Origin of the sequence: Streptomyces sp. NPDC058375 (assembly GCF_042723425.1) — a bacterium.
Classification (GTDB): Bacteria; Actinomycetota; Actinomycetes; order Streptomycetales; family Streptomycetaceae; genus Streptomyces; species Streptomyces durocortorensis.
Genome location: NZ_JBHXJG010000022.1, coordinates 26,266 through 47,078 on the forward strand (window position 1 = coordinate 26,266; position 20,813 = coordinate 47,078).

Annotated in this window: 14 protein-coding genes and 3 tRNA genes; 10 read left to right on the forward strand and 7 right to left on the reverse strand. The window is 71.9% G+C overall.

Translation table 11 applies throughout. The features are described from left to right. Positions 1-12: 12 nt before the first annotated feature. On the reverse strand, positions 13-318 hold the full coding sequence (locus ACFWM7_RS06220) for a hypothetical protein (protein ID WP_003969335.1): 306 nt from the start codon (positions 316-318) through the stop codon (positions 13-15). A gap of 182 nt (positions 319-500) precedes the next feature. On the opposite strand from ACFWM7_RS06220, the gene ACFWM7_RS06225 reads away from it, so the two are divergent. The 3 genes from ACFWM7_RS06225 (at position 501) to ACFWM7_RS06235 (ending at position 959) form a co-directional block, all read left to right on the forward strand. Further along, positions 501-573: transfer RNA gene (locus tag ACFWM7_RS06225), tRNA-Asn, on the forward strand. A 5-nt stretch (positions 574-578) separates the two neighbouring features. Continuing rightward, positions 579-651: transfer RNA gene (locus ACFWM7_RS06230), tRNA-Asn, on the forward strand. 234 nt (positions 652-885) lie between these two features. After that, positions 886-959 (forward strand) — tRNA-Ile (locus tag ACFWM7_RS06235). 100 nt (positions 960-1,059) lie between these two features. Here ACFWM7_RS06235 and xdhC read toward each other — a convergent pair. The 3 genes from xdhC to ACFWM7_RS06250 are packed head-to-tail and all read right to left on the reverse strand — an operon-like array spanning position 1,060 to position 5,787. Further along, positions 1,060-1,869 carry a xanthine dehydrogenase accessory protein XdhC gene (gene xdhC / locus ACFWM7_RS06240; protein WP_383255675.1) on the reverse strand — a complete coding sequence of 270 codons (810 nt, stop codon included), beginning with the start codon at positions 1,867-1,869 and terminating at the stop codon, positions 1,060-1,062. A 1-nt stretch (position 1,870) separates the two neighbouring features. Continuing rightward, on the reverse strand, positions 1,871-4,309 hold the full coding sequence (gene xdhB / locus ACFWM7_RS06245; RefSeq protein ID WP_383255677.1) for a xanthine dehydrogenase molybdopterin binding subunit: 2,439 nt from the start codon (positions 4,307-4,309) through the stop codon (positions 1,871-1,873). Then, entirely contained in the window at positions 4,306-5,787 is a 1,482-nt protein-coding gene (locus ACFWM7_RS06250; protein ID WP_383255680.1) for a xanthine dehydrogenase small subunit, read from the reverse strand. The genes xdhB and ACFWM7_RS06250 overlap by 4 nt, the downstream gene beginning before the upstream one ends. 744 nt (positions 5,788-6,531) lie before the next feature. On the opposite strand from ACFWM7_RS06250, the gene ACFWM7_RS06255 reads away from it, so the two are divergent. From ACFWM7_RS06255 to ACFWM7_RS06265, 3 genes are read left to right on the forward strand one after another with little or no spacing between them, the layout of a single operon-like run. After that, a complete protein-coding gene (locus tag ACFWM7_RS06255) occupies positions 6,532-7,998 on the forward strand; it encodes a uracil-xanthine permease family protein (protein WP_383255682.1) in 1,467 nt (488 codons plus the stop codon). Beyond that, positions 7,995-9,434 (forward strand): amidohydrolase family protein, encoded by a 1,440-nt coding sequence (locus tag ACFWM7_RS06260; protein ID WP_383255685.1) that lies wholly within the window; start codon positions 7,995-7,997, stop codon positions 9,432-9,434. The genes ACFWM7_RS06255 and ACFWM7_RS06260 overlap by 4 nt, the downstream gene beginning before the upstream one ends. Continuing rightward, complete coding sequence (locus ACFWM7_RS06265; protein WP_383255689.1) at positions 9,431-10,141, forward strand: sulfite exporter TauE/SafE family protein; 711 nt, start codon at positions 9,431-9,433, stop codon at positions 10,139-10,141. Before ACFWM7_RS06260 ends, ACFWM7_RS06265 begins: the two co-directional genes overlap by 4 nt. Here ACFWM7_RS06265 and ACFWM7_RS06270 read toward each other — a convergent pair. Further along, entirely contained in the window at positions 10,125-11,168 is a 1,044-nt protein-coding gene (locus ACFWM7_RS06270) for a substrate-binding domain-containing protein (RefSeq protein ID WP_383255691.1), read from the reverse strand. The two genes, ACFWM7_RS06265 and ACFWM7_RS06270, sit on opposite strands and share 17 nt — an antisense overlap. A gap of 13 nt (positions 11,169-11,181) precedes the next feature. Between ACFWM7_RS06270 and ACFWM7_RS06275 the strand changes: the two genes are divergently transcribed. After that, positions 11,182-11,439: a hypothetical protein gene (locus ACFWM7_RS06275; protein ID WP_383255693.1), complete on the forward strand. Its 258-nt coding sequence runs from the start codon at positions 11,182-11,184 to the stop codon at positions 11,437-11,439. A gap of 151 nt (positions 11,440-11,590) precedes the next feature. Then, entirely contained in the window at positions 11,591-12,856 is a 1,266-nt protein-coding gene (locus ACFWM7_RS06280) for an MFS transporter (RefSeq protein WP_383255695.1), read from the forward strand. A 13-nt stretch (positions 12,857-12,869) separates the two neighbouring features. Here the strand turns inward: ACFWM7_RS06280 and ACFWM7_RS06285 are convergent, their stop codons facing one another. Further along, positions 12,870-14,276: a carboxyl transferase domain-containing protein gene (locus tag ACFWM7_RS06285; protein ID WP_383255697.1), complete on the reverse strand. Its 1,407-nt coding sequence runs from the start codon at positions 14,274-14,276 to the stop codon at positions 12,870-12,872. Further along, a complete protein-coding gene (locus tag ACFWM7_RS06290; RefSeq protein ID WP_383255700.1) occupies positions 14,269-15,762 on the reverse strand; it encodes an acyl-CoA synthetase in 1,494 nt (497 codons plus the stop codon). The genes ACFWM7_RS06285 and ACFWM7_RS06290 overlap by 8 nt, the downstream gene beginning before the upstream one ends. Positions 15,763-16,090: 328 nt before the next feature. On the opposite strand from ACFWM7_RS06290, the gene ACFWM7_RS06295 reads away from it, so the two are divergent. Both ACFWM7_RS06295 and ACFWM7_RS06300 read left to right on the forward strand, forming a co-directional pair. Further along, on the forward strand, positions 16,091-18,595 hold the full coding sequence (locus tag ACFWM7_RS06295; protein ID WP_383255702.1) for a PQQ-dependent sugar dehydrogenase: 2,505 nt from the start codon (positions 16,091-16,093) through the stop codon (positions 18,593-18,595). Beyond that, complete coding sequence (locus ACFWM7_RS06300; protein WP_383255705.1) at positions 18,592-20,769, forward strand: ThuA domain-containing protein; 2,178 nt, start codon at positions 18,592-18,594, stop codon at positions 20,767-20,769. The genes ACFWM7_RS06295 and ACFWM7_RS06300 overlap by 4 nt, the downstream gene beginning before the upstream one ends. Positions 20,770-20,813: the final 44 nt, after the last annotated feature.

Sequence of the window (20,813 nt, forward strand, 5' to 3'; positions counted from 1 at the left end):
CCCACGGGCTCCCTAGGTGTTGGTCGTCCCCCAGTCGTCCTCGAAGCCGTTCTGGCTGCTGCGGTCCCGCAGCGACCGGACCCGCTCGGCGACGGAGGCGGGCACCTTGTCCCCGACCTTGTCGCTGACCGAGTGGTACGCCTTGCCGGCGATGTCCCGTCCGCTGTGCGCGGCACTCTCGGCGGCGTTGCGCACGGCGGGGTTCTCCGTGAACTGCCGGGCCGACTTCTTCAACTGCTCGTAACGCTCGCGCCCGGCTCGCGTGCCGAGCACGTAACCGAGGGCCACTCCGGCGATGAACGTGAGCCGGTACCGCATGGCTGCCACCCTTCCTACGCTTGGTGCGACGTGTGCAGCCCGCCTACCCGCGAGCACCCGAGATCACCCCGGGCGATACCGATTGGCGGAGCACCCCCCTGCTTGCGCTAATGTATGTGTCGCAGCGAACGCGCGCCGCTCGGCAGCCGCCAGGCAGGTACGATTTCGAAGCAACGCAACAATCCCCTGTAGCTCAATTGGCAGAGCAGCCGGCTGTTAACCGGCAGGTTACTGGTTCGAGTCCAGTCGGGGGAGCGCGATCCCCTGTAGCTCAATTGGCAGAGCATTCGGCTGTTAACCGGAGGGTTACTGGTTCGAGTCCAGTCGGGGGAGCGGAACGGAAGAGGACCCTTCGGGGTCCTCTTTCGCGTACCCGGCCGACCCTCTCCCGGACCCTCGGACGGCCCCCGGAACGACTCTTTCGGGTCTCCTGGATCTCCCCTGCAACCGGGCAGCACGCAGCGACGTCCTCAAGATCAGGTGAAGCCGGCCAACCGAAGCGAGAGATCGTATGACCGGCTATGCTGCGGCAGACGGTGCGCACACTTGTACGCGCCACGCCGAAACGGGGCGGTAGCTCAGCCGGTTAGAGCAGCGGACTCATAATCCGTCGGCCGTGGGTTCGAGTCCCACCCGCCCCACCGAGCGTCCCCAGGCAGAATCGTTCTTGCCTGGGGACACGTGTTCTCCGGGGGCATTTCTCCGTGCGGTGAACGCCGCATCGGCCTCTTGCGGCGAGCGTCAGTCCCCCTCCGCCTCGAAGGCGCGCAGCAGGTCGGCGGCGACGCTCACGGCGATGGTCGCGGGGTCCTTGCCGGTGATGTCGGCCAGTCCGATCGGGGTCTTGATCCGGTCGAGGGCGGCCTCGTCGTGGCCGCCCTCCGTGAGGAGGCGTTTGCGGAAGCGTCTCCACTTGGCCGCCGAGCCGATCAGTCCGATGGAACCCAGGTGGGCCGTACGCAGGGCAGCGTCGCACAGCGCGGCGTCCTCGGCGTGATCGTGGGTCATGATCAGGATGTGGGTGCCGCGCGGCAACTGCTCCAGGACCTCCTCGGGCAGCAGCGGAGTGTGGTGGACGTGCACCCCCGCCACCGCGTCCCCGAGGACGGCGAGCCGTTCCTCGGTGAGGAGGTCCGAGCGGCTGTCGATCAGATGGAGGTCGAGGTCCTGGCGTGCCAGGACGCGTGCCAGTTCCATCCCGACGTGTCCGACGCCGAAGATCGCCACCGCCCTTACCACCGGCAGCGGTTCGAGCAGCACCGAGACCGTGCCGCCGCAGCACTGGACGCCGTGCCGGTTGGTCACCTTGTCGTTCAGGGCGAAATCCATCAGCTCCGGTCCGGCCGCGGACGCGGCGATCAGTTCTCGGGCCCGGTCGATGGTGACCGCCTCGACGTTGCCGCCACCGATCGAGCCCCATGTCTCGCTCCGCCCCACGACGAGCTTCGCGCCGGGGCCACGAGGGGCGTGGCCGCGCACGGTCGCGACGGTCACCAGCACGCCGGCCTCCCGGCGTGCTCGCAACCGTGCGACCGCGGCGAACCAGGTCATGTCAGGCACTGCTGCTCAATGCTTCTGCCTCGGCTCGCGGCCCGGCCCCGGTGGTGGAACCGGCTCCGGTCGTGGATCCGTCGCCACGGTGACCGTCGGGGGAAGCGGCGGCCCGACGGCTCGCCTCGATCGCCCAGTACACCGCCTCCGGTGTGGCGGGCGAGGCGAGTTCCACACTCACTCCGGCGGGCCCGAACGCCGCGGCGGCCTGCCGCAGCGCCTCGCGTACCGAGAACGCCAGCATCAGCGGAGGCTCGCCCACGGCCTTGGACCCGTAGACGGCGCCTTCCTCGGTGGCGTTCTCCAGCAGCCGGACGTGGAACTCCTGCGGCATCTCCGAGAAGCTGGGCAGCTTGTACGTACTCGCCGCCTGGGTCAGCAGCCGGCCGCGGCCCGGCCCGTCACCGGTGTCCCAGCGCATGTCCTCCAGCGTCAGCCAGCCCGCGCCCTGCACGAAACCGCCCTCGACCTGACCGATGTCGATCATCGGGGAGAGGCTGTCGCCGACGTCGTGCACGATGTCCACCCGTCGGATGCGGTACGCGCCGGTGAACCCGTCCACCTCCACCTCGGCCGCGGCCGCGCCGTAGGAGAAATACTTGAACGGTGAGCCCTGGAAGGCCTTCGCGTCCCAGTGCAGACCCTCGGTCCGGTAGAAGCCCGACGCCGACAACTGCACGCGCTGGAAGTAGGCGGTGCGCACCAGGTCGTCCCAGGCCAGCTCCGTCTCGCTGCCGAGGGCACGCGCGACGCCCTCCACGATGCGTACGTCCGAGGCGTTCGTCCCCAGCCGGCCGCCGGCCACCTGGAGCAGCCGCTCGCGGATCTGCTCGCAGGCGTTCTTCACCGCCGCGCCGTTGAGGTCCGCCCCCGCACTGGCCGCGGTGGCGGAGGTGTTGGGCACCTTGTCGGTACGCGTCGGGGCGAGGCGCACCTTGTGCAGCGGGATGCCCAGCGTCGTCGCGGCGACCTGCAGCATCTTGGTGTGCAGGCCCTGGCCCATCTCCGTGCCGCCGTGGTTGATCAGGACCGAGCCGTCCTTGTAGACCAGCACCAGCGCGCCGCCCTGGTTGAAGGCGGTGAGGTTGAACGAGATGCCGAACTTGACCCCGGTGATCGCCAGCCCGCGCTTGGTGTTCGGGTGTGCGGCGTTGAACGCGGCGATCTCGCGCCGCCGGTCGGCGAGGCGGCCGTCCGCGCACACCTGCTGCCAGACGGCCGAGATGCGTTCCGGGTGCGTGACCGGCTGACCGTACGGCGTCGTCTGGCCCTGGCCCGGACGGTAGAAGTTGCGTTCCCGCAACTCCATCGGATCCAGGCCGAGCAGCGGTGCGCACCGGCCCATGATGTCCTCGATCACCAGCATGCCCTGCGGTCCGCCGAAGCCGCGGAAGGCGGTGTTGGAGACCTTGTTGGTCTTGGCGATACGGCCCGCGACCCGTGCGTTGGGGATCCAGTACGTGTTGTCGATGTGGCACAGCGCGCGGGCGACCACCGGCTCGGACAGGTCCAGGCTCCAGCCGCCGTCCGCGGTGAGGGTGGCGTCCAGGGCCTGGATACGGCCTTCGGCGTCGAAGCCGATCCTCCACTCCGCGTGGAACCCGTGCCGCTTGCCGGACATGGTCAGGTCCTGCGTGCGGTTGAGCCGGACCCGGACCGGCCGGCCGGTCAGCCTGGCGCCGAGCGCGGCGACGGCCGCGAAGCCGTGCGGCTGCATCTCCTTGCCGCCGAAGCCGCCCCCCATCCGCAGACACTGCACGGTCACCTCGTGACTGTGCAGGCCGAGCACGTGCGCGATGATCTCCTGCGTCTCGGAAGGGTGTTGCGTACTGCTCTGGACGAACATCTGCCCGTTCTCGTCGACCAGGGCCAGCGCCGCGTGCGTCTCCAGATAGAAGTGCTCCTGGTCGGAGAACTGGAACTCACCCGAGAACACGTGCGCGGAGTCCGCGAAGCCGGCGTCGACGTCGCCGGTGAGCATCACGGGCCGGGCGCCGTGGAAACTCCCGGCCGCGATCGCGTCCCCGAGGGCGATCAGGGAGGGCTGTTCGTCGAGGTCCACCTCGACGGCAGCCGCCCCCAGCCGGGCCGCCTCCAGCGTCTCGCCGAGCACCCAGGCAACGGCGTGACCGTGGAACATGACCGTGTCGGGGAACAGCGGTTCGTCGTGTTTCATGCCGGCGTCGTTGACGCCGGGCACGTCGGCCCCGGTCAGTACGCGGACCACACCGGGCACCGCGAGCGCGGGCCCGGTGTGCAGCCGGGTGATCCTGCCGTGGGCCTTCATGACCTGGACCGGGTAGGCGTGCAGCACGTCCTTGGTGCGATGGACCAGGTCGTCGGTGTAGAGCGCGGCGCCGGTGACGTGCTGGACGGCACTCTCGTGCGGCATCGACACGCCGACGGCCGGCTTCTCGGGGCGCTGGGACAGATGGCTCATGACGAAACCGCCTCGGTGGTCTGCGCGTACAGCTTCAGCAGGCTCTGGCCCAGCATCGCGGAGCGGTACGCGGCGCTGGCACGCTGGTCGTTCAGCGGCGTGCCCTCCGCCCGCAGTACCCGCGCCGCGGCGTCGACGGTCTCCGCCGTCCACGGCCTGCCCTCCAGGGCCTCCTCGGTGGAGAGGGCGCGGATCGGGGTGGCGGCCACACCGCCCATGCCGATGCGGGCCTTCCGGACGATCCCGTCCTCGACATCGAGCGCGAAGGCGACCGCCACGCTGGAGATGTCGTCGAAGCGCCGCTTGGCGATCTTGTGGAAGGCCACGACCGGCGACAGCGGCAGCGGGACGCGTACCGCGCGGATCAGCTCACCGGGGCGGCGCACGCTCTGCCGGTAACCGGTGAAGTATTCCGCGAGGGGCACCAGGCGTTCACCGTCGGCGTCGGCGAGCACCACCGACGCCTCCAGCGCGAGCAGGACCGGCGGGCTGTCGCCGATGGGGGAACCGGTCCCCAGATTGCCCCCGAGAGTCGCACCGTTGCGGATGAGCCGGGACGCGAACTGCGGGAACAGCTCTGCCAGCAGCGGAACCCGGCCGTCGAGGCGGCGCTCGATCTCGGTGAGCGTCAGCGCCGCCCCGATCTCGATGGAGTCGGATCCGACGCGCAGCTCCCGCAGTTCGTCCAGCCGGTCGACGGCGATCACGCAATCCGCCCGGCGGGCGCGGATGTTCACCTCCACGCCCCAGTCGGTCGAGCCGGCGACCACCACCGCGTCGGGCCGCTCGCGCAGCAGCCGCAAGGTCTCGCCCAGGGTGTTCCTCCGCAGGAACGCGCTGCCGTCCCGTACGTACTCGGTGGCGACCGGCACGGGCGGGGACTGCTCACGACGCTGTGCGAGCGGGTCCTCGTCGGCGGGAGCGCCCACGGCGAACGCGGCATCGCGGATCGGACGGTATCCGGTGCAGCGGCACAGGTTTCCGCTCAGCGCGTGCAGGTCGAAGCCGTTCGGGCCGTGCTCCGGGTCGGCGTCCTCGGCCGGGTCGGTGCCCTCGGCCGGGTCCGCGTGTGCACAGCGGTCGGGCCGGTAGAACTCGGCGGCCATGCTGCAGACGAACCCCGGTGTGCAGTAACCGCATTGGGAACCGCCCCGGACCGCCATCTCCTCCTGCACCGGGTGCAGCGTGCCCGGCGAGCCGGCCGCGCCGACGGTGGCGAGCCCCTCGGAGGTGACCACTTCCTGCCCGTCGAGCGCCGCGGCCGGCAGCAGGCAGGCGTTGACCGCCACCCAGTCGGTGGGCTCGTTCGTCCCGGGGCGGGCGACCAGGACCGCGCACGCGCCGCACTCGCCCTCGGCGCAGCCCTCCTTGGTGCCGGTGAGGCCACGCTCGCGCAGGAAGTCCAGCACCGTGGCGTGGGGCGCGGCCGGTGAGATCGGCGCTTCGGTCCCGTTGACCGTGATGCGCGGCGCCGTCATGACATGCCCCCGTTCCGGTGCGCGGTCGGTCGGTTCATCGTCTTCGTCGTCTTCGTCAATGTCGGACAGCTCTCTGGATTCGTACGCACCCACGGGGGAGAAGCGGGCGCGGAACGGCGCGGGACAGCGAGGCGCCGTGAAAAAGGTGATGGGAAAGGGGTGATGCGAAAGGGGAGAGGAGAGAATGAGAAAGCCCAAAGGTGCCGCGGAAGGGCACAGGCGGAGGGGCGCGCTCAGCAGCCGTGCGCGATACGCCCCGGAACCCAGGCGGTGCACTCGGCGAGGCGACCGAGGTCGGAGTAGGTGAACATCGGCTGGTCGCCTCCTTTCGAGGGCTGAGGGTCGGCGTCTACGGCAAATTAGTGGTTGCCCCCGGGGAGGTCAAGGGGCCGCCGGGCGCCGAAGCCCGGATGAGCGCCGTCCCCGCCCGTCCCCGACCGCCGCCGCTCCGGCGGCTGCCGCCGCCCGGCAGCCGTTCGATCGGCGAGTGCCCCGCGTTCCGGAGACCGCGCCCCGGAAACCTCCGGAACGCCCCCGACGTCGTATCCGGAGGCCACGCCCCGGGGCCGGTGTCCCGAGGGTCCACAGCTCTTGTATCCCGGGGTTCACAGCTCTTGACGATGGTCGCGAGGCCTCCCCATACTGACGGCCAAATCGATTTGGCCACATCGCTTTGGCCCTCCGTTCGGGGCTGGATCGCGGCTGATGTCCGAGCGTTCCTCACGCCCGAAGGGGAGTACCGACGTGTCCAGTCATCGCCAGCCGGCACCCGGAGCTGAACAACCACCACCACCTCCACCGACGCCGAAGCCGGTCCCGCACGATGCCGCGTACGGCACCAAGCGCGACGCCGAGCACAGCACCGAGCACGACGCCCCAGCCGTGCACCCCGTCGACGAGTCGCGCCCCCTCGGGCGGATCGTCCTCTTCGGGATTCAGCACGTCCTCGTCATGGCCGCCACCCCCATCTCGGCGATCTTCCTGATGAGCGCCACCCTCCGGCTGGATGCCGGCCTGACCATCAATCTGCTTTCCGCGGCGTTCGTGCTCTCCGGTGTCGGGTCGCTGATCCAGTCGCTGGGGCCCTGGAAGTTCGGCCCCCGGCTGCCGTTCGTGATGCTGCCCGGCGGCGCACCCCTCATCCTGTTCATCGCCATCGCCGAGCAGCACGGCCTGCGCACCGCCACCGGCGCGGTCATCCTCACCGCGGCCTTCTACTTCGTCGTCCTGCCGGTCTTCTCGCGGTTGCTCAGGTTCTTCCCGGCCCTGGTTATCGGCACCATGATCGTCATCGTCGGGGTCAACCTGGTGAAGGTCGGCGCGGTCCTCGTCACCGGCCGGCCCGGCGAGCCCGGATTCGCGGACCCGAGGAACCTCGCGCTCGGCATGGCGACGATCGGCTTCACCGTCGTCTTCTACCTGCTGTTCACCGGCATCCTGCGGCAACTCGCCGTCATGCTCGGGCTGGTCGCCGGCACCGTGCTGGCCGGGTTCCTCGGCAGCATCGACCTCGGTCGCGCCGCCGAGGGCGGTCTGGTCAGCGTGCCGGAGCTGATGCCGTTCGGCTCACCCCAGTTCAGCCTGATCGCCGCGCTGCCGCTGATGCTCTACAGCCTCGCCTCCATGGCGGAGGCCACCGGGCAGACCGTCATCAACGCCGAGGCCGTCGGCAAGGAGATCGACACCCGCACCGACGTCCCCAAGACCGTCCGCGGTGATGCGCTGACCTCCCTCTTCGGCGGGTTCTTCGGACTGCCGCTGATGGTGACCAGCGGCGAGAACATCGGGATCGTCCGGGTCACCGGCGTCCGCAGCCGCTACGTCACCGCTGCCGCCGGTGTGGTCCTCATCGTCATCGGGTTCCTCGCGCCGGTGACCCGCGCGATCAGCGTCGTCCCGTCCGCCGTGGTCGGCGGCACGGCCATGGTCGTCTTCGCGGTGATCACCGTGCTGGGCGTGCAGATGCTCGGCCGTTCCGACCTCGACCGGCACACCGCCACGTTCATCTGCGCCGTCGCCCTGGCGCTGGGCCTGCTGCCCATCCTCATTCCCGGCGTGTACGCGGGCTTCCCGCCCAACGTCCGCATCCTCCTCGAAAGCGGCGTCGCCGTCGGCGCGTTCGTCGCCGCCGTGCTCAACATCCTGTTCCACCACGTCAGGCCGCGCATCGCCGCCCGGCTGACCAACTCACGCACGGAAAGCGACCGATGAACCAGCTCACCCGCGACCTCCTCGACTCCTCCGGCCCGCTCCTCCTCGTACCCGACGCCGTGCTGCTGCCGGAAGGGACCGTCGACGGATACGCGGTCGTCGTGGCCGACGGCGTCTTCCGGGCCGTGGGGCCTGCCGAGGAGCTGACGCGTACGCACCCGCGGCTCGACGCCGTCACGCTGCCCGGCCATCTCCTGATGCCCGGCTTCGTCGACGCCCACCACCATCTGACCCAGAGCTTCGGCTCCGCGCTCGCCTTCGGTGAGCCGTCGGAGATCTTCCGCAGGGTCTGGGTTCCGCTGGAAGGGGCCCTGGACGAGGAATCGGCCTATGTCGCGGCCAAACTGGCGGCGTTGGAGGCCCTGCGCGGTGGCTTCACCACCGTCACCGACGCCGGTACGCGTGCCGATGTGGACGTCGACGTCGTCGCGTCGGCCGCCCGTGACGCCGGAATCCGCTGCGTACTCGGCCTCGTGTGCAACGACGTCACCGGCGACCCCACGACCGCCGCAGAGGACTCCACGACCGCAGCCGAGGCCTCCGCGAGCACCACCGCCGTCCTGGAGAACGCCGAGAAGCACCTCGCCCGGTACGGCGACGATCCGCTGATCCACCCCTCCCTCGCCGTCTCGATCCCCGAAGCGGCCACCTCGGCGACCCTGCACCGCACCGCACGTCTCGCCGCGGAGGCCGGGGCGACCGTGCAGATCCACGTCAACGAGCACCTGGCCGGGGTCGAGCGCTCCCTCGTACGGCACGGACTGCGCCCGCTCGAACACCTGCACAGGATCGGCGCGCTCGGCCCTCAACTGCTCGCTGCCCACGCCACGTTGCTCACCCCCCGCGAACTGACCCTGCTCGCCGACACCGGGACCGCCGTCAGCTACAACCCGGTCGCCAGCGCCTGGAAGGGCAACGCCGTGGCCCCGGCCACCGCCATGGCCGAGCGCGGCATCCGCTTCGGGCTCGGCACGGACGGCACCCGCGGTGACGGGTTCCGGCTGGCGGACGCGGCCGAGTCCGCCCAGCGGATCGCCTACGGGCTGGCCACCGGGGACTCGTCGTGCGGCGCCGGCTGGACCTGGCTCGAACACGCCACCGCCGGCGGCGCCGACGCGGTCGGCCTCGGTGCGCGCACCGGTACGGTGGCCGAGGGGCTGGCCGCCGACTTCCTCCTCGTCGACCTCACCACCCCCGAACTCGCGCTCTCCTGGGACGTGCCGTGGGAGCTGGTACGCCGAGGCAACCGCGACCAGATCACCGCCGTGTTCGTCGCCGGGCGCCTGCGCCTGTGGCAGGGCGCCCCCACCGACTGGGACGGCCCCGCCTTCGTGCGGCACGCGGCCGAAAGGGCCCGGGCCGCCGTCGAAAGAGCCCCCATCACCCGCGTACACCCCACGTCCACGGCGGCACGGCAGGGGAGCACCGCACAGTGAGTACGGAAGCACTCGTGGTCCTCGCCGTCACGGTGGCCGTCGCCGCGTTCGTCCAGGGCAGCAGCGGCCTGGGCTTCGCCCTGATCGTCGCGCCCGTGGCCGGGATGCTCGACCCCGGTCTGCTCCCGGTGTTCGTCCTGGCGGCCATGATCCCGCTCAACCTGTACGTCGCCTGGCGCGAACGGGCCTCGATCGACCTGCGCGGCGCGGGCTGGATCACCGGGGCGCGGCTGGCCGCCACCCCCGCCGGGCTCGCGCTGCTCTGGCTGATCCCGGACCGCAGCATCGGTCTGTTCGTCGGCATCGCGACCGTACTGGCGGCGGTCGTGAGCCTGGTCGCCCCCGCCTTCACCCCCGGCCGGGCGGCCTACCTCGGGGCGGGCGTGGTGACCGGACTCACGGAGACCGCGACCGGCGTCGGCGGCCCCCCGCTCGCGCTCGTCTACCAGCACCGGCCGCCGGCCGAACTGCGCTCGACCGTCGCCGCCTGCTTCCTCGTCGGCGAAGTGGCCTCACTGGTACTGCTGTTCGCGACCGGGGAGGGCGAGCCCGGAGACCTGGGTCTCGCGGCGGCGCTGCTGCCGGTGATCGCCGCGGGCGCTTGGCTGAGCCGGCTGGTGCACCACCGGCTGGACGCGCGACGCATGCGCCTGTGCGTCCTCGTCTTCGCCCTGGTCTCCGGCCTGGTGCTCATGCTCGGGCTGTGATCCGTAGCGACGAGGCGCGCGCAACGACCTGCGGCTCGGGCGCCGTCGCCACCTCGGCGGCGGCGTCCTCGCCGCGCAGCCGGCCGAGCAGCAGCTCCACCGCGGCCGCCGCAGCACGGTCCAGATGAAGGTCCACGGCGGTCAGCGGCGGCTCGCAGGTGCGCGCCCGCAGGCCGTCGTACCGGGTGACGACCATGACATCGCCCGGTACGGACCGCCCGCTGTCCCGGATCGCCCGCACCGCGCCCACCGCGAACGCGTCCACCAGCGCGCAGACCGCGTCGGTCTCGGGATGTTCGGCCAGCAGGGCGGCACAGCTCTCGTACCCGGCCTGCTCGCCGCCCGCCTCCGGCGCGCTCGCCACGACGGGCGTCCAGCCGTACCGCTCGGCGACCCGCTCGTACGCGGCGAGCGCGTCGACCGACGAGTGGCGTGACCCGGAGCCGACGATCAGCGCGGGCCGCCTGGCGCCCTGTTCGCGCAGATGCGCGAACAGCAGCCCGGCGACCGGGCCGCCGCGCAGATCGACGTACGGTGACGTGTCGTCCGGCGACACCGGCCGTCCGAGCGACACGTACGGCAGGCCCCGCTCCCTCAACTGCGCCGCGGCGGCGTCGTCCACGTCCGGCTCGACGACGATGGCGCCGTCGATGTCGACGGAGTACAGCGCGGACCCCGACTGCACGGGCGGTACGAGCACCAGCGCGTAGCCGTGCAGCAACGCGCTCTCCGCGGCGGCGGCGGCGATCTCCATGTAGAACCCGAGCCGCGACGGCCCCCCGGCCACCGCGAACGGCATCGAGGAGGCGAGCGCGATGGCCTTCGCCTCCCCCCGGCGCAGCCGCTGGGCCCGCAGATTGGGCCGGTATCCCAGCTCGGCGGCGACCTGCTTGATGCGTTCCCTGGTCCGCGGATCGACCTTGCCGATCCCGTTGAGGGCGTGGGAGACCGTCGTACGCGAAACCTCGGCGAGCCGCGCGACGTCGGCGATCGTCGGTGGACGCGAGCCGGAACCGGAGGTTCGCATCGACGGGCACTCCTTGCGGGCTGAGGACGGGGCACCCCATCATCGCCCACGGCCCGCCCTCCCCGGGGCGGCGTTTCGCCGTCACACCCACGGGAGGAAGGCCGCGCGGTCCTTCGCGCCGGTCGCGGTCTCGGTCGCCGCCTTCTACGCCACGATCCTGCACGGCCTGTCGATCGAGGCCCGCGACGGCGTCCCGCTGGAACGGCTGCGCTCCACCGTGGACCACGCCGTGGCCCTGTGGGACTCGCTGGTGCGGCAGCCGGTGGAGTGACACAGAACCGCGGCAGCCGGTGGGGGTGACACAGAACCGCGGCAGCCGGTGGGGTGACACAGAACCGCGGCAGCCGGTGGGGTGACACCGACCCGCGGCAGCCGGTGGGGGTGACACCGAACCGCCGGTAAGGCGCTGGCTACCATCCCGTGTGACCGAATCAGCCGAACCGCGTGCACGACGCACCCATATACTCGCCGACCTCACGCCCCTGCGGACCTCGCCCGACTACCGGCGGCTCTGGTTCGGCAACACCGTCTCCTGGATCGGCCAGGGCATGACGGCGCTGGCGGTATCGCTCCAGGTCTACGACATCACCGGGTCCGCGTTCTCCGTCGGGCTCATCGGGTTCTGCTCGCTCGTGCCGCTCGTCGTCTTCGGGCTCTACGGCGGGGCCGTCGCCGACACCGTGGACCGCCGCAAGCTCGGCCTGTTCAGCGCCACCGGGTCGTTCGGGCTCTCGCTCGTCCTGGTGGCGGCGACCGTCGTCGGCATCGAGCACGTCGGGCTGCTGTACGCGATCGTCGCCCTCCAGGCCGTCTGCTTCGCCCTCAACGCACCGGCCCGCTCCTCGATGATCGCCCGGCTCCTCCCGGCCGAACAACTGCCCGCCGCCAACGCGCTGACCACCATGACCAGCACGACGGGCACGCTCGTCGGCCCGATGCTCGGCGGCCTGATCGTCGGCTGGTGGGGCTACCGCGCCGCGTACACCGTGGACGCCGTCTGCTTCACCGCCTCCCTGTACGCGATGTGGCGGCTGCCCTCGATGCTGCCCGACCGGCAGAGGAGCGACACGGGCAAACGGGCCTCCGTCCTGGACGGGCTGCGCTTCCTCGGCACCCGGCCCAACCTGCGGATGACCTTCTTCACCGACCTGTGCGCGATGGTCCTCGCCCACCCCCGCGCTCTCTTCCCGGTCGTCGCCGTCCTCTGGTACGGGGGCGACGCGCGGACCACCGGCATGCTCGTCGCCGCCCCGGCCCTCGGCGCACTACTCGGCGGGGTGTTCTCCGGCTGGCTCGGCCGGATCCGGCGGCACGGTCTGGCGATCCTGCTGGCCGTCGGCTCCTGGGGCACCGCCATCGCCGTCTTCGGACTCACCCGCAACCTCTGGCTCGGGCTGCTGTTCCTGGCCCTCGCCGGCTGCGCCGACACCGTCTCCATGGTCTTCCGCAACACGATGCTCCAGGCGGCCGTGCCCGACGAACTGCGCGGCCGCCTCCAGGGCGTCTTCATCGTCGTCGTGGCGGGCGGCCCCCGCCTCGGCGACTTCCTGGCCGGTTCCGTCGCCGACCTCGCGTCGCCCGCCGTCGCCGTCACCGGCGGCGGCGTCCTGTGCGTGACGGGCGTGGCCCTGCTCGCGCTGAAGTGGCGCGCCTTCGCCCGCTACGACGCCCGCGACCCGCAGCCCTGACCACGCCTCCGGTTCACCCGACGATCGAGCGGGCGAAGCCCAGGTCCACAAGGTCCTGCGGGCGCAGCCGCAACTGGTCGGCGGTGGCCCCGGTCTCCGACGGCGGCCGCTTGAGGATCGCGGCGGCCAGCTCCGGGGCGATGACGGAGAAGTTACTGTCCACCGTGACATGGGTGTTGCCCGGGGCCGCGAGCGCCAGCGCCCCGCCCGAGCCGCCCTCGCCGATCACCAGCGTGGTCACCGGGACGCGGGCCGCCGCGATCGCCGCGAAGGTGTCCGCGATGGCCGCACCCGCCCCGGCCCGCTCCGCCTCGGCGTCGTTGGCCGCGCCCGGGGTGTCGACGAGCGTGAGGACCGGGACGCCGAGCCGGTCCGCGAGCCGGATCGTCCGGGCCGCCGCGCGGTAACCGGCCGGGCGGGTCGCGGTCCCGCACTGCGCGACGTACGCCACCGGCCTGCCGTCCGCGCGCAGCCCGAAGCCGCACAGCAGCCCCGGGTCCGTGGAGCCGGAGCGGTCCCCGTGGAGGGGGAGCCGTACGGCGAAGTAGTCGGCCAGATACGCCTCGGCGCGCGGCCGTTGCGGATCCCGGGCCCGCGCCACCGCCTCCCGCCCGGTCTCCGGAAGCGGGGCGGCCGAGAGGGGGCGGGGGAGCGGGGCGGCGGCGGGCCAGGGGGCCGGGGGCGCTTCGTAGGGGCCGGGGCCGGGCGATGGCGGCGCGCCGGGTACGTCGTGCGGGCCGAGCGCGGTCAGCCAGTGCGTCACCGTGGCGGTCAGCTCCTCGCGCGGGACGATCGCGTCCACCTGGCCCGCCGCCAACTGCCCCTCGGCGCTGTACGCGTACGGGTCGGCGTCCGGTGGCCGCACCCGGGAACCGGCGAAGCCCACCTGCGCGCCCGGCAGCGCCAGCACCACGTCCGCGCCCGCCCCCACCGTGGCCCAGCCGCCGCCGGTCGTCGGGTCGCGGACCACGGCGATCTGCGGGAGCCCGGCCGCGCGCAGCCGGGTGGAGGCGGCGGCCACCCGCTGGAGCTGGGTGAGGGCGACCATGCCCTCCTGCATCCGGCTGCCGCCGGTGGCGACGAGCGCGAGCAGCGGGAGGCGGCGGGTCAGGGCCAGCTCGTACGCGGCCGCCAACCGGTCTCCCGTCTGCCGCCCCAACGAGCCGCCCAGGAAGCCGAATTCGAAGGAGAGCAGCACGCACGCGCGGTCTCCGACGACCCCGGTGCCGTACACCACGGACTCTTCCTCGCCGGTCCGCGCCGAGGCACGTTCCCGGGCCGCGTCGTACCCCGCCCAGCCGAGCGGTCCGTCCGGCGGCAGAGGGCGCGGCGGCGGGCGGTGCTCGGTGAAGCCCGAGGCGCCGGTGAGCAGAGTGATCATCTCCCGGCTTGTCGCCCGGGCGGGGGTTTCCTCAGGCACGGAGCGACCTCTTCATGATCTTGCCCAGGTCGTTGCGGGGCAGGGCGTCCAGGTAGCGCACGGTGCGGGGGCGCTTGTGCGGGGCCAGTTCGGCCGAGACCCGGTCCGCCAACTCTCCGGGGGAGGGCGGAGAGTCGGGGTCCGCCGCGACCACCCAGGCCACGACCCGTTCGCCGAGGTCCGGATCCTCCTCGCCGGTCACCGCCACTTCCCGGACCCCGGGGTGTGCGAGCAGCACGTTTTCGATCTCGCCCGCGCCGATCTTGTAGCCGCCGCTCTTGATCAGGTCGGTGGCCTTGCGGCCGACGATCGTCACGTACCCGTCCGCGTCCACCGTGCCGACGTCGCCCGTGCGGAACCAGCCGTCCGCCGTGTGGGCGGCGGCGGTGGCGTCGGGCCGGTTGAGGTAGCCGGCGAACAGATTCGGGCCCCGCACCTGGATCTCGCCGATCGCCCCCGGTTCGTCGAGCACCGCGCCGTCGTCCTCCGCTAGGCGCAGCTCCACCCCGGCGAGCGGCGGGCCCACCGTGCCGGGGCGCGGGACGCCGTCCGCCCGGATCCCCGTGTTCATCAGGGTCTCCGTCATGCCGTACCGCTCGATCACCCGCCGCCCCGTCGCCGCCGCGATGCGCTCGTGGTCGTGCACGGGCAGCGCCGCCGAACCGGAGACCAGCAGTCGCGCCCCGCCCAGTGCGCGGGCCAGGGACTCCCGTCCGGCGCTGTCCGCCGGGCCGTCCAGCAGCTCCGCCAGCCGGTGGTACATCGTCGGTACGCCGAAGAGCATCGTGCCGCCGGAGGCCAGCTCGCGGGCCACGCCGTCGGGCGAGAACTTCCCCAGGTGGCGGACGGAGCCGCCGCGCCGCAGCGGGCCGAGGACGCCCAGGATCAGCCCGTGGACGTGGAACAGCGGCAGTGCGTGGACCAGGACGTCGTCGCCGGTCCACCCCCAGGCGTCCTCCAGCGCGTCCAGGGACGCGGCGATGGCCCGGCGGGGCAGGACGGCCCCCTTGGGCGGCCCGGTGGTGCCGGAGGTGTAGACGATCAGGGCGGGGGCCTCGGGGTCGGCCTCGCCGATCTCGTATACGTCGGGGTGCGTCGCGCCCGCCCCATCGGTCTCTGCCGCCCGCGCGTCCACTCTCACGCGCCGCAGCTTCTCCAGCGCGGGCGGCAGCGTGTCGTCCGGGCCGGCCAGCACGGCCGTGGGCTCGCTGTCGGCCAGGATGTGCGCCAACTCCCGCTCTCCGGTACGAGGGTTGAGCGGAACGGCCGGTACTCCGGCCCGCAGAGCCGCCACCACCGCGATCACCGTCTCCGGCGCAGGGGTGGCCCAGACGGCGACTCGGCCCGCGTCCGCGATGCGGGCGGCGAGTGCGGCGGAGGCCTCGGCCAGCTCGCCGTAGGTCAGGGAGAGGTCACCGAAACGGACGGCCTCCCGGGAGGCCGCCGGGCCGGCGGGGGACTGGAGCGCGGGAAGAAGGTCGGTCACGCCGGGAAGCCTAGGGCGTCGGCGGCGGCCTCGCCGGGACCTGAAGACCGATGAGGGCAGCATCACCCCAGGTCGGGCTTTCGGAGGGCCCGCCCCTTCCGCCACATGGCTGCACGGAGCATCGAACCGCAATTTCGACACAGCATTGACAAATTAATTTTGCGTTGCCAGCATGCAAAAAGCTTGCCCAGTAAGCGAGTTGGAGCGCTCTCTCCAGGGAAAAACCCGCCCGCTCTCGAGCGCCCGAGGCTCCCCCCTGCACGTCGCAAAGCGCGACAGCGCCTTGCCTGACAGACCCCACGTACCGTCAGGAAGGAACCACCCGACCATGTCACCCGCACCCCCACGGTGGTCCAGATACGCCACCGCTCTCGCCGCACTCCTCGCGGCCGCGCTCGCCGTTCCCACCGCCGCCCCGGCCCTCGCCGTCGATCCCGAGGTGCGCGCCTCACGGGCCGCGACCGGACCGTCCGCGGCCGACATCCCCGCCGCCGACTACCAGCAGGTCCAACTCGCCCTCGGCGCCGCCGAACTGGGCGAGGCCATGTCGCTCGCCGTGCTGCCCGACCGGTCCGTGCTGCACACCGCCCGCGACGGCACGGTCCGGCTGACCGACGCCGCCGGGTCCACGAAGACAGCGGGCAAGCTCGACGTCTACACCCACGACGAAGAGGGCCTCCAAGGCATCGCCGTAGACCCGGACTTCACGGCCAACCGCTACGTCTACCTCTACTACTCGCCGCTCCTGGACACCCCGCCCGGCGACGCCCCCACCACCGGCTCGGCCGCCGACTTCGAACCGTGGAAGGGTCACCTCAACCTCTCCCGTTTCGTCCTCAAGGCCGACGGCACGCTCGACACTGCCAGCGAGAAGGTCGTTCTGGAAGTCGAGAGCGATCGGGGCCAGTGCTGCCACGTCGGCGGCGACATCGACTTCGACGCCGCCGGGAACCTTTACCTCACCACCGGCGACGACACCAACCCCTTCGAGTCGGCCGGCTACGCCCCGATCGACGAACGTACCGACCGCAACCCGCAGTTCGACGCCCAGCGCTCCTCCGGCAACACCAACGACCTGCGCGGGAAGCTGCTGCGGATCAAGCCCACGGCGGACGGCGGCTACACCGTCCCGGCGGGCAACCTCTTCGCCCCCGGCACCGCGAACACCCGCCCCGAGATCTACGCGATGGGCTTCCGCAACCCGTTCCGGATGTCCGTCGACAAGTCGACCGGAGCCGTCTACATCGGCGACTACGGCCCCGACGCCGGAACCACCGACCCGAACCGGGGCCCCAGCGGCCAGGTCGAGTTCAACCGCGTCACCCAGCCCGGCAACTTCGGCTGGCCGTACTGCACGGGCACCAACACCCCCACCGAGACGTACGGCGAGTACGCCTTCCCCGGCGGCCCGTCCGGCGCGAAGTACGACTGCGCCTCCGGCCCGGCCAACAACTCCTTCCGCAACACCGGCCTCGCCACTCTCCCTCCCGCTCAGCCCGCCTGGATCCGGTACGCCGGTGACGCGGGCTCTCCGCCGGAGTTCGGCGGCGGCTCCGAGTCCCCGATGGCCGGACCCGTGTACAACTTCGACGCGGATCTCGACTCCGCCGTGAAGTTCCCGGCCTCCCTCGACGGGCGGTTCTTCGCCACCGAGTACGGCCGCAAATGGATCAAGCCGGTCGAGGTCAAGGCCGACGGATCACCGGGAACCATCGACACCTTCCCCTGGACCGGCACCCAGGTGATGGACTCCGCGTTCGGACCCGACGGCGCGCTCTACGTCCTCGACTACGGCACCGGCGCGGGCAACCAGGCCCTGTACCGCGTCGAGTACCTCGCGGGCAGCAACCGCTCCCCGGTTGCCGAGGCCGCCGCTGACACGACCTCCGGGCCCACCCCGCTCGCGGTCTCCTTCTCCTCGGCGGGCAGCGCCGACCCCGAGGGCGGAAACCTCACCTACGCCTGGGACTTCGGCGACGGAGCCACCTCCACCGACGCCAACCCCAGCCACACCTACACCACGGCCGGGACCTTCAACCCGACCCTGACCGTCACCGACCCCGAAGGCCTCACCGGCACCGCCAGCCTGGTGGTGACTGCGGGCAACACCGCCCCCACGGTCACCCTCACCACCCCGGCGGACGGCAGCCTCTTCTCCTTCGGCGACTCCGTCCCCTTCACCGTCACGGTCAGCGACCCCGAGGACGGCACGGTCGACTGCTCCAAGGTCAAGGTCACCTATCTCCTCGGCCATGACAGCCACCGCCACCAGATCACCTCGAAGAACGGCTGCTCCGGCACCATCGATGTCCCCGTCGACGGGGAGCACGACAGCGCCGCCAACATCTACGGGGTCTTCGACGCCGAGTACACCGACGCGGGCGGGCTCACCACGCACAGCGACTCGATCCTCCAGCCCCGCCACCGCCAGGGCGAGCACTTCGCCGCCCAGAGCGGCATCGAGGTCGCCCCGCACGGCCCGGCCGAGGGCGGCGCGAGCGTCGGCTACACCGACGACGGCGACTGGGTCTCCTTCGAGCCGTACGTCCTGTCCAACGCCACCTCCATCACGGCCCGGGTCGCTTCCGGCGGTGCGGGCGGCACCCTGGAGGTACGGGCAGGCTCCCCGACCGGCACCTTGCTCTCCTCCCTGCCCGTCGCCCCGACCGGCGGCTGGGAGAACTTCGTGGACGTCACCGCGGACGTGACCAACGCCCCGCCCGGATCAACGGAGTTGTTCTTCGTCTTCAAGGGTCCGACGGGTCAGGGCAGCCTCTTCGACCTGGACGCCTTCACGTTCAACACCCAGGGAGCGCAGGTGAACGACCGATGAGACGATCCCGTACCCGCCGACTCGCCTGCGCTGTCGCTCTCGCCCTCGGGACCGCCTTCCTGAGCCCCGGGGTCCAGAGCGCGGCAGCCGCCGACCCGTACCAGGTCCTGGTCTTCTCCAAGACCGCCGGATTCCGCCACGACTCCATCCCGGCGGGCATCACCGCCCTCGAACAACTGGGCGCGGCCAACGACTTCACCGTCACCACCACCGAGGACGCGACCGCCTTCACCCCGGCGAACCTCGCCGAGTACGAGGCCGTCGTCTTCCTCTCCACCACCGGCGACGTCCTGAACGACACCCAGCAGAGCGCACTCAAGGGGTACGTGGACGGCGGAGGCGGCTTCGTCGGCGTCCACGCTGCGGCCGACACCGAATACGACTGGCCCGAGTACGAGGACCTGGTCGGGGCGTGGTTCCAGAGCCACCCGGCGATCCAGGAAGCCCGCCTCACCACCGAGGACCACAACCACCCGGCGACCGCGCACCTGGACGACACCTGGACGCGGACCGACGAGTGGTACAACTACCGCTCCAACCCCCGCGACAGCGTCCACGTCCTCCAGTCCCTGGACGAATCCAGTTACAGCGGCGGCGAGATGGGCGGCGACCACCCCATCACCTGGTGCCACGAACAGCAGCAGGGCCGCTCCTTCTACACCGGGCTCGGCCACACCATCGAGTCCTTCGCCGACCCCGACTTCCGCCAACTCCTCCTCGGCGGCGTCCAGTACGCGGCCGGAGCCGTCGAGGCGGACTGCTCCGCCGGTGACCCGGGCGGTCCGGACCCGGGCGGCGACAGCGCGGAGGCGGAGGCGTACACCTCCTCCTCGGGCGTGCAGAGCGCCGCCCACGGATCGGCGAGCGGGGGAGCCACCCTCGGCTACATCGACGACGGCGACTGGGCGGGCTACTCCTCCCTCGACACCGCCGGAGCGACCGCCTTCACCGCCACCGTCTCCTCGGCCGGTGCGGGCGGCACGATCGAGATCCGCTCGGGCTCCGCCACCGGACCGCTCCTCGGCTCGGTGGACGTCGCCCCGACCGGCGGCTGGGAGACCTTCACCGAGGTCACCACCACCCTGACCGCCAATGGGGCGGGCCCGCTGTTCCTGCGGTTCACCGGAGGAGCGGGCGCGCTCTTCGACGTCGACCGCTTCACCCTGACCCGCACCCCGGCCACCGAGGACGAGGGCTCGTCCAACGTGCACCTCTTCTACTACCCGTGGTACGGCACCCCCGACGGTCCGGCGGGCAGCTGGCGGCACTGGCAGCAGGGCGGCCACACCCCACCGGACTCCATCGGAGCCGACCTCTACCCGAAGCTCGGGCCGTACGACTCCGGGGACATCGCCGGAGCCGTCGAGCAGCACATGGAATGGGTGAAACGGTCCGGCGCGGGCGTCATCGTCTACAGCTGGTGGGGGCGAGGGGGGTACGAGGACGACCTCGCCGGTGACGTGATGGACGCCGCCGCCCGCCACGGCATCGAGGTCGCCTGGCACATCGAGCCGTACGGCGGCCGCACCGCCGCCTCCGTCGTCGACGACATCGCCTATCTGGAAGGGAAGTTCGGCGACCACCCCGCGTTCTACCGGGACGCGGCCAACGGCGACCGCAACGCCTACTACGTCTTCGAAAGCCTGAGGATCCAGGACTGGTCGGCACTCGACGCCGTCAAGGACACCGCCATCGTCCTCGCCCAGACCACCGACACCAGCAAGGTCGACCACTTCGGCGGGATCTACACCTACGACGGCATCGCCGGCGCCACCGCCCCCGGCTGGAAGAACGCGGGCGACTACGCCAAGGCCAACGGCCTCGTCTGGGCCCCCTCGGTCGCCCCCGGCTACATCGACGACCGGGCCGTCCCCGGCAACACCACCCCCACCCTCGGCCGCGAGGACGGCGCCTCGTACGACCTGGAGTGGAACAACGCCCTCGACCCGGCCATCGGCGGCGACCCCACCTGGGTCTCCGTCACCTCGTTCAACGAGTGGCACGAGGGCAGCTCCATCGAACCCGCCTCCTCCACCCCGCCCCGGGGCCACGGTTACGAGACCTTCGAGGGGGCCTACGGCACGACCGGGGAAGCCGCCGAGACGGCCTACCTGGACCGGACCGCGTACTGGGCGGACCGGTTCGAACAGCAGCTGAGGCAGCAGCGCCGGTAGTCCTGCCGGCCCCCGCAGACGAACGGCCGCGTTCCGGCGGGAAC

Bases quoted from the DNA above. Each gene is read 5' to 3' on its own strand.
- ACFWM7_RS06220 (WP_003969335.1), bottom strand. From the start codon at position 318: ATGCGGTACCGGCTCACGTTCATCGCCGGAGTGGCCCTCGGTTACGTG.
- xdhC (WP_383255675.1), bottom strand. From the start codon at position 1,869: ATGACCTGGTTCGCCGCGGTCGCACGGTTGCGAGCACGCCGGGAGGCC.
- xdhB (WP_383255677.1), bottom strand. From the start codon at position 4,309: ATGAGCCATCTGTCCCAGCGCCCCGAGAAGCCGGCCGTCGGCGTGTCG.
- ACFWM7_RS06250 (WP_383255680.1), bottom strand. From the start codon at position 5,787: ATGACGGCGCCGCGCATCACGGTCAACGGGACCGAAGCGCCGATCTCA.
- ACFWM7_RS06260 (WP_383255685.1), top strand. From the start codon at position 7,995: ATGAACCAGCTCACCCGCGACCTCCTCGACTCCTCCGGCCCGCTCCTC.
- ACFWM7_RS06270 (WP_383255691.1), bottom strand. From the start codon at position 11,168: ATGCGAACCTCCGGTTCCGGCTCGCGTCCACCGACGATCGCCGACGTC.
- ACFWM7_RS06295 (WP_383255702.1), top strand. From the start codon at position 16,091: ATGTCACCCGCACCCCCACGGTGGTCCAGATACGCCACCGCTCTCGCC.
- ACFWM7_RS06300 (WP_383255705.1), top strand. From the start codon at position 18,592: ATGAGACGATCCCGTACCCGCCGACTCGCCTGCGCTGTCGCTCTCGCC.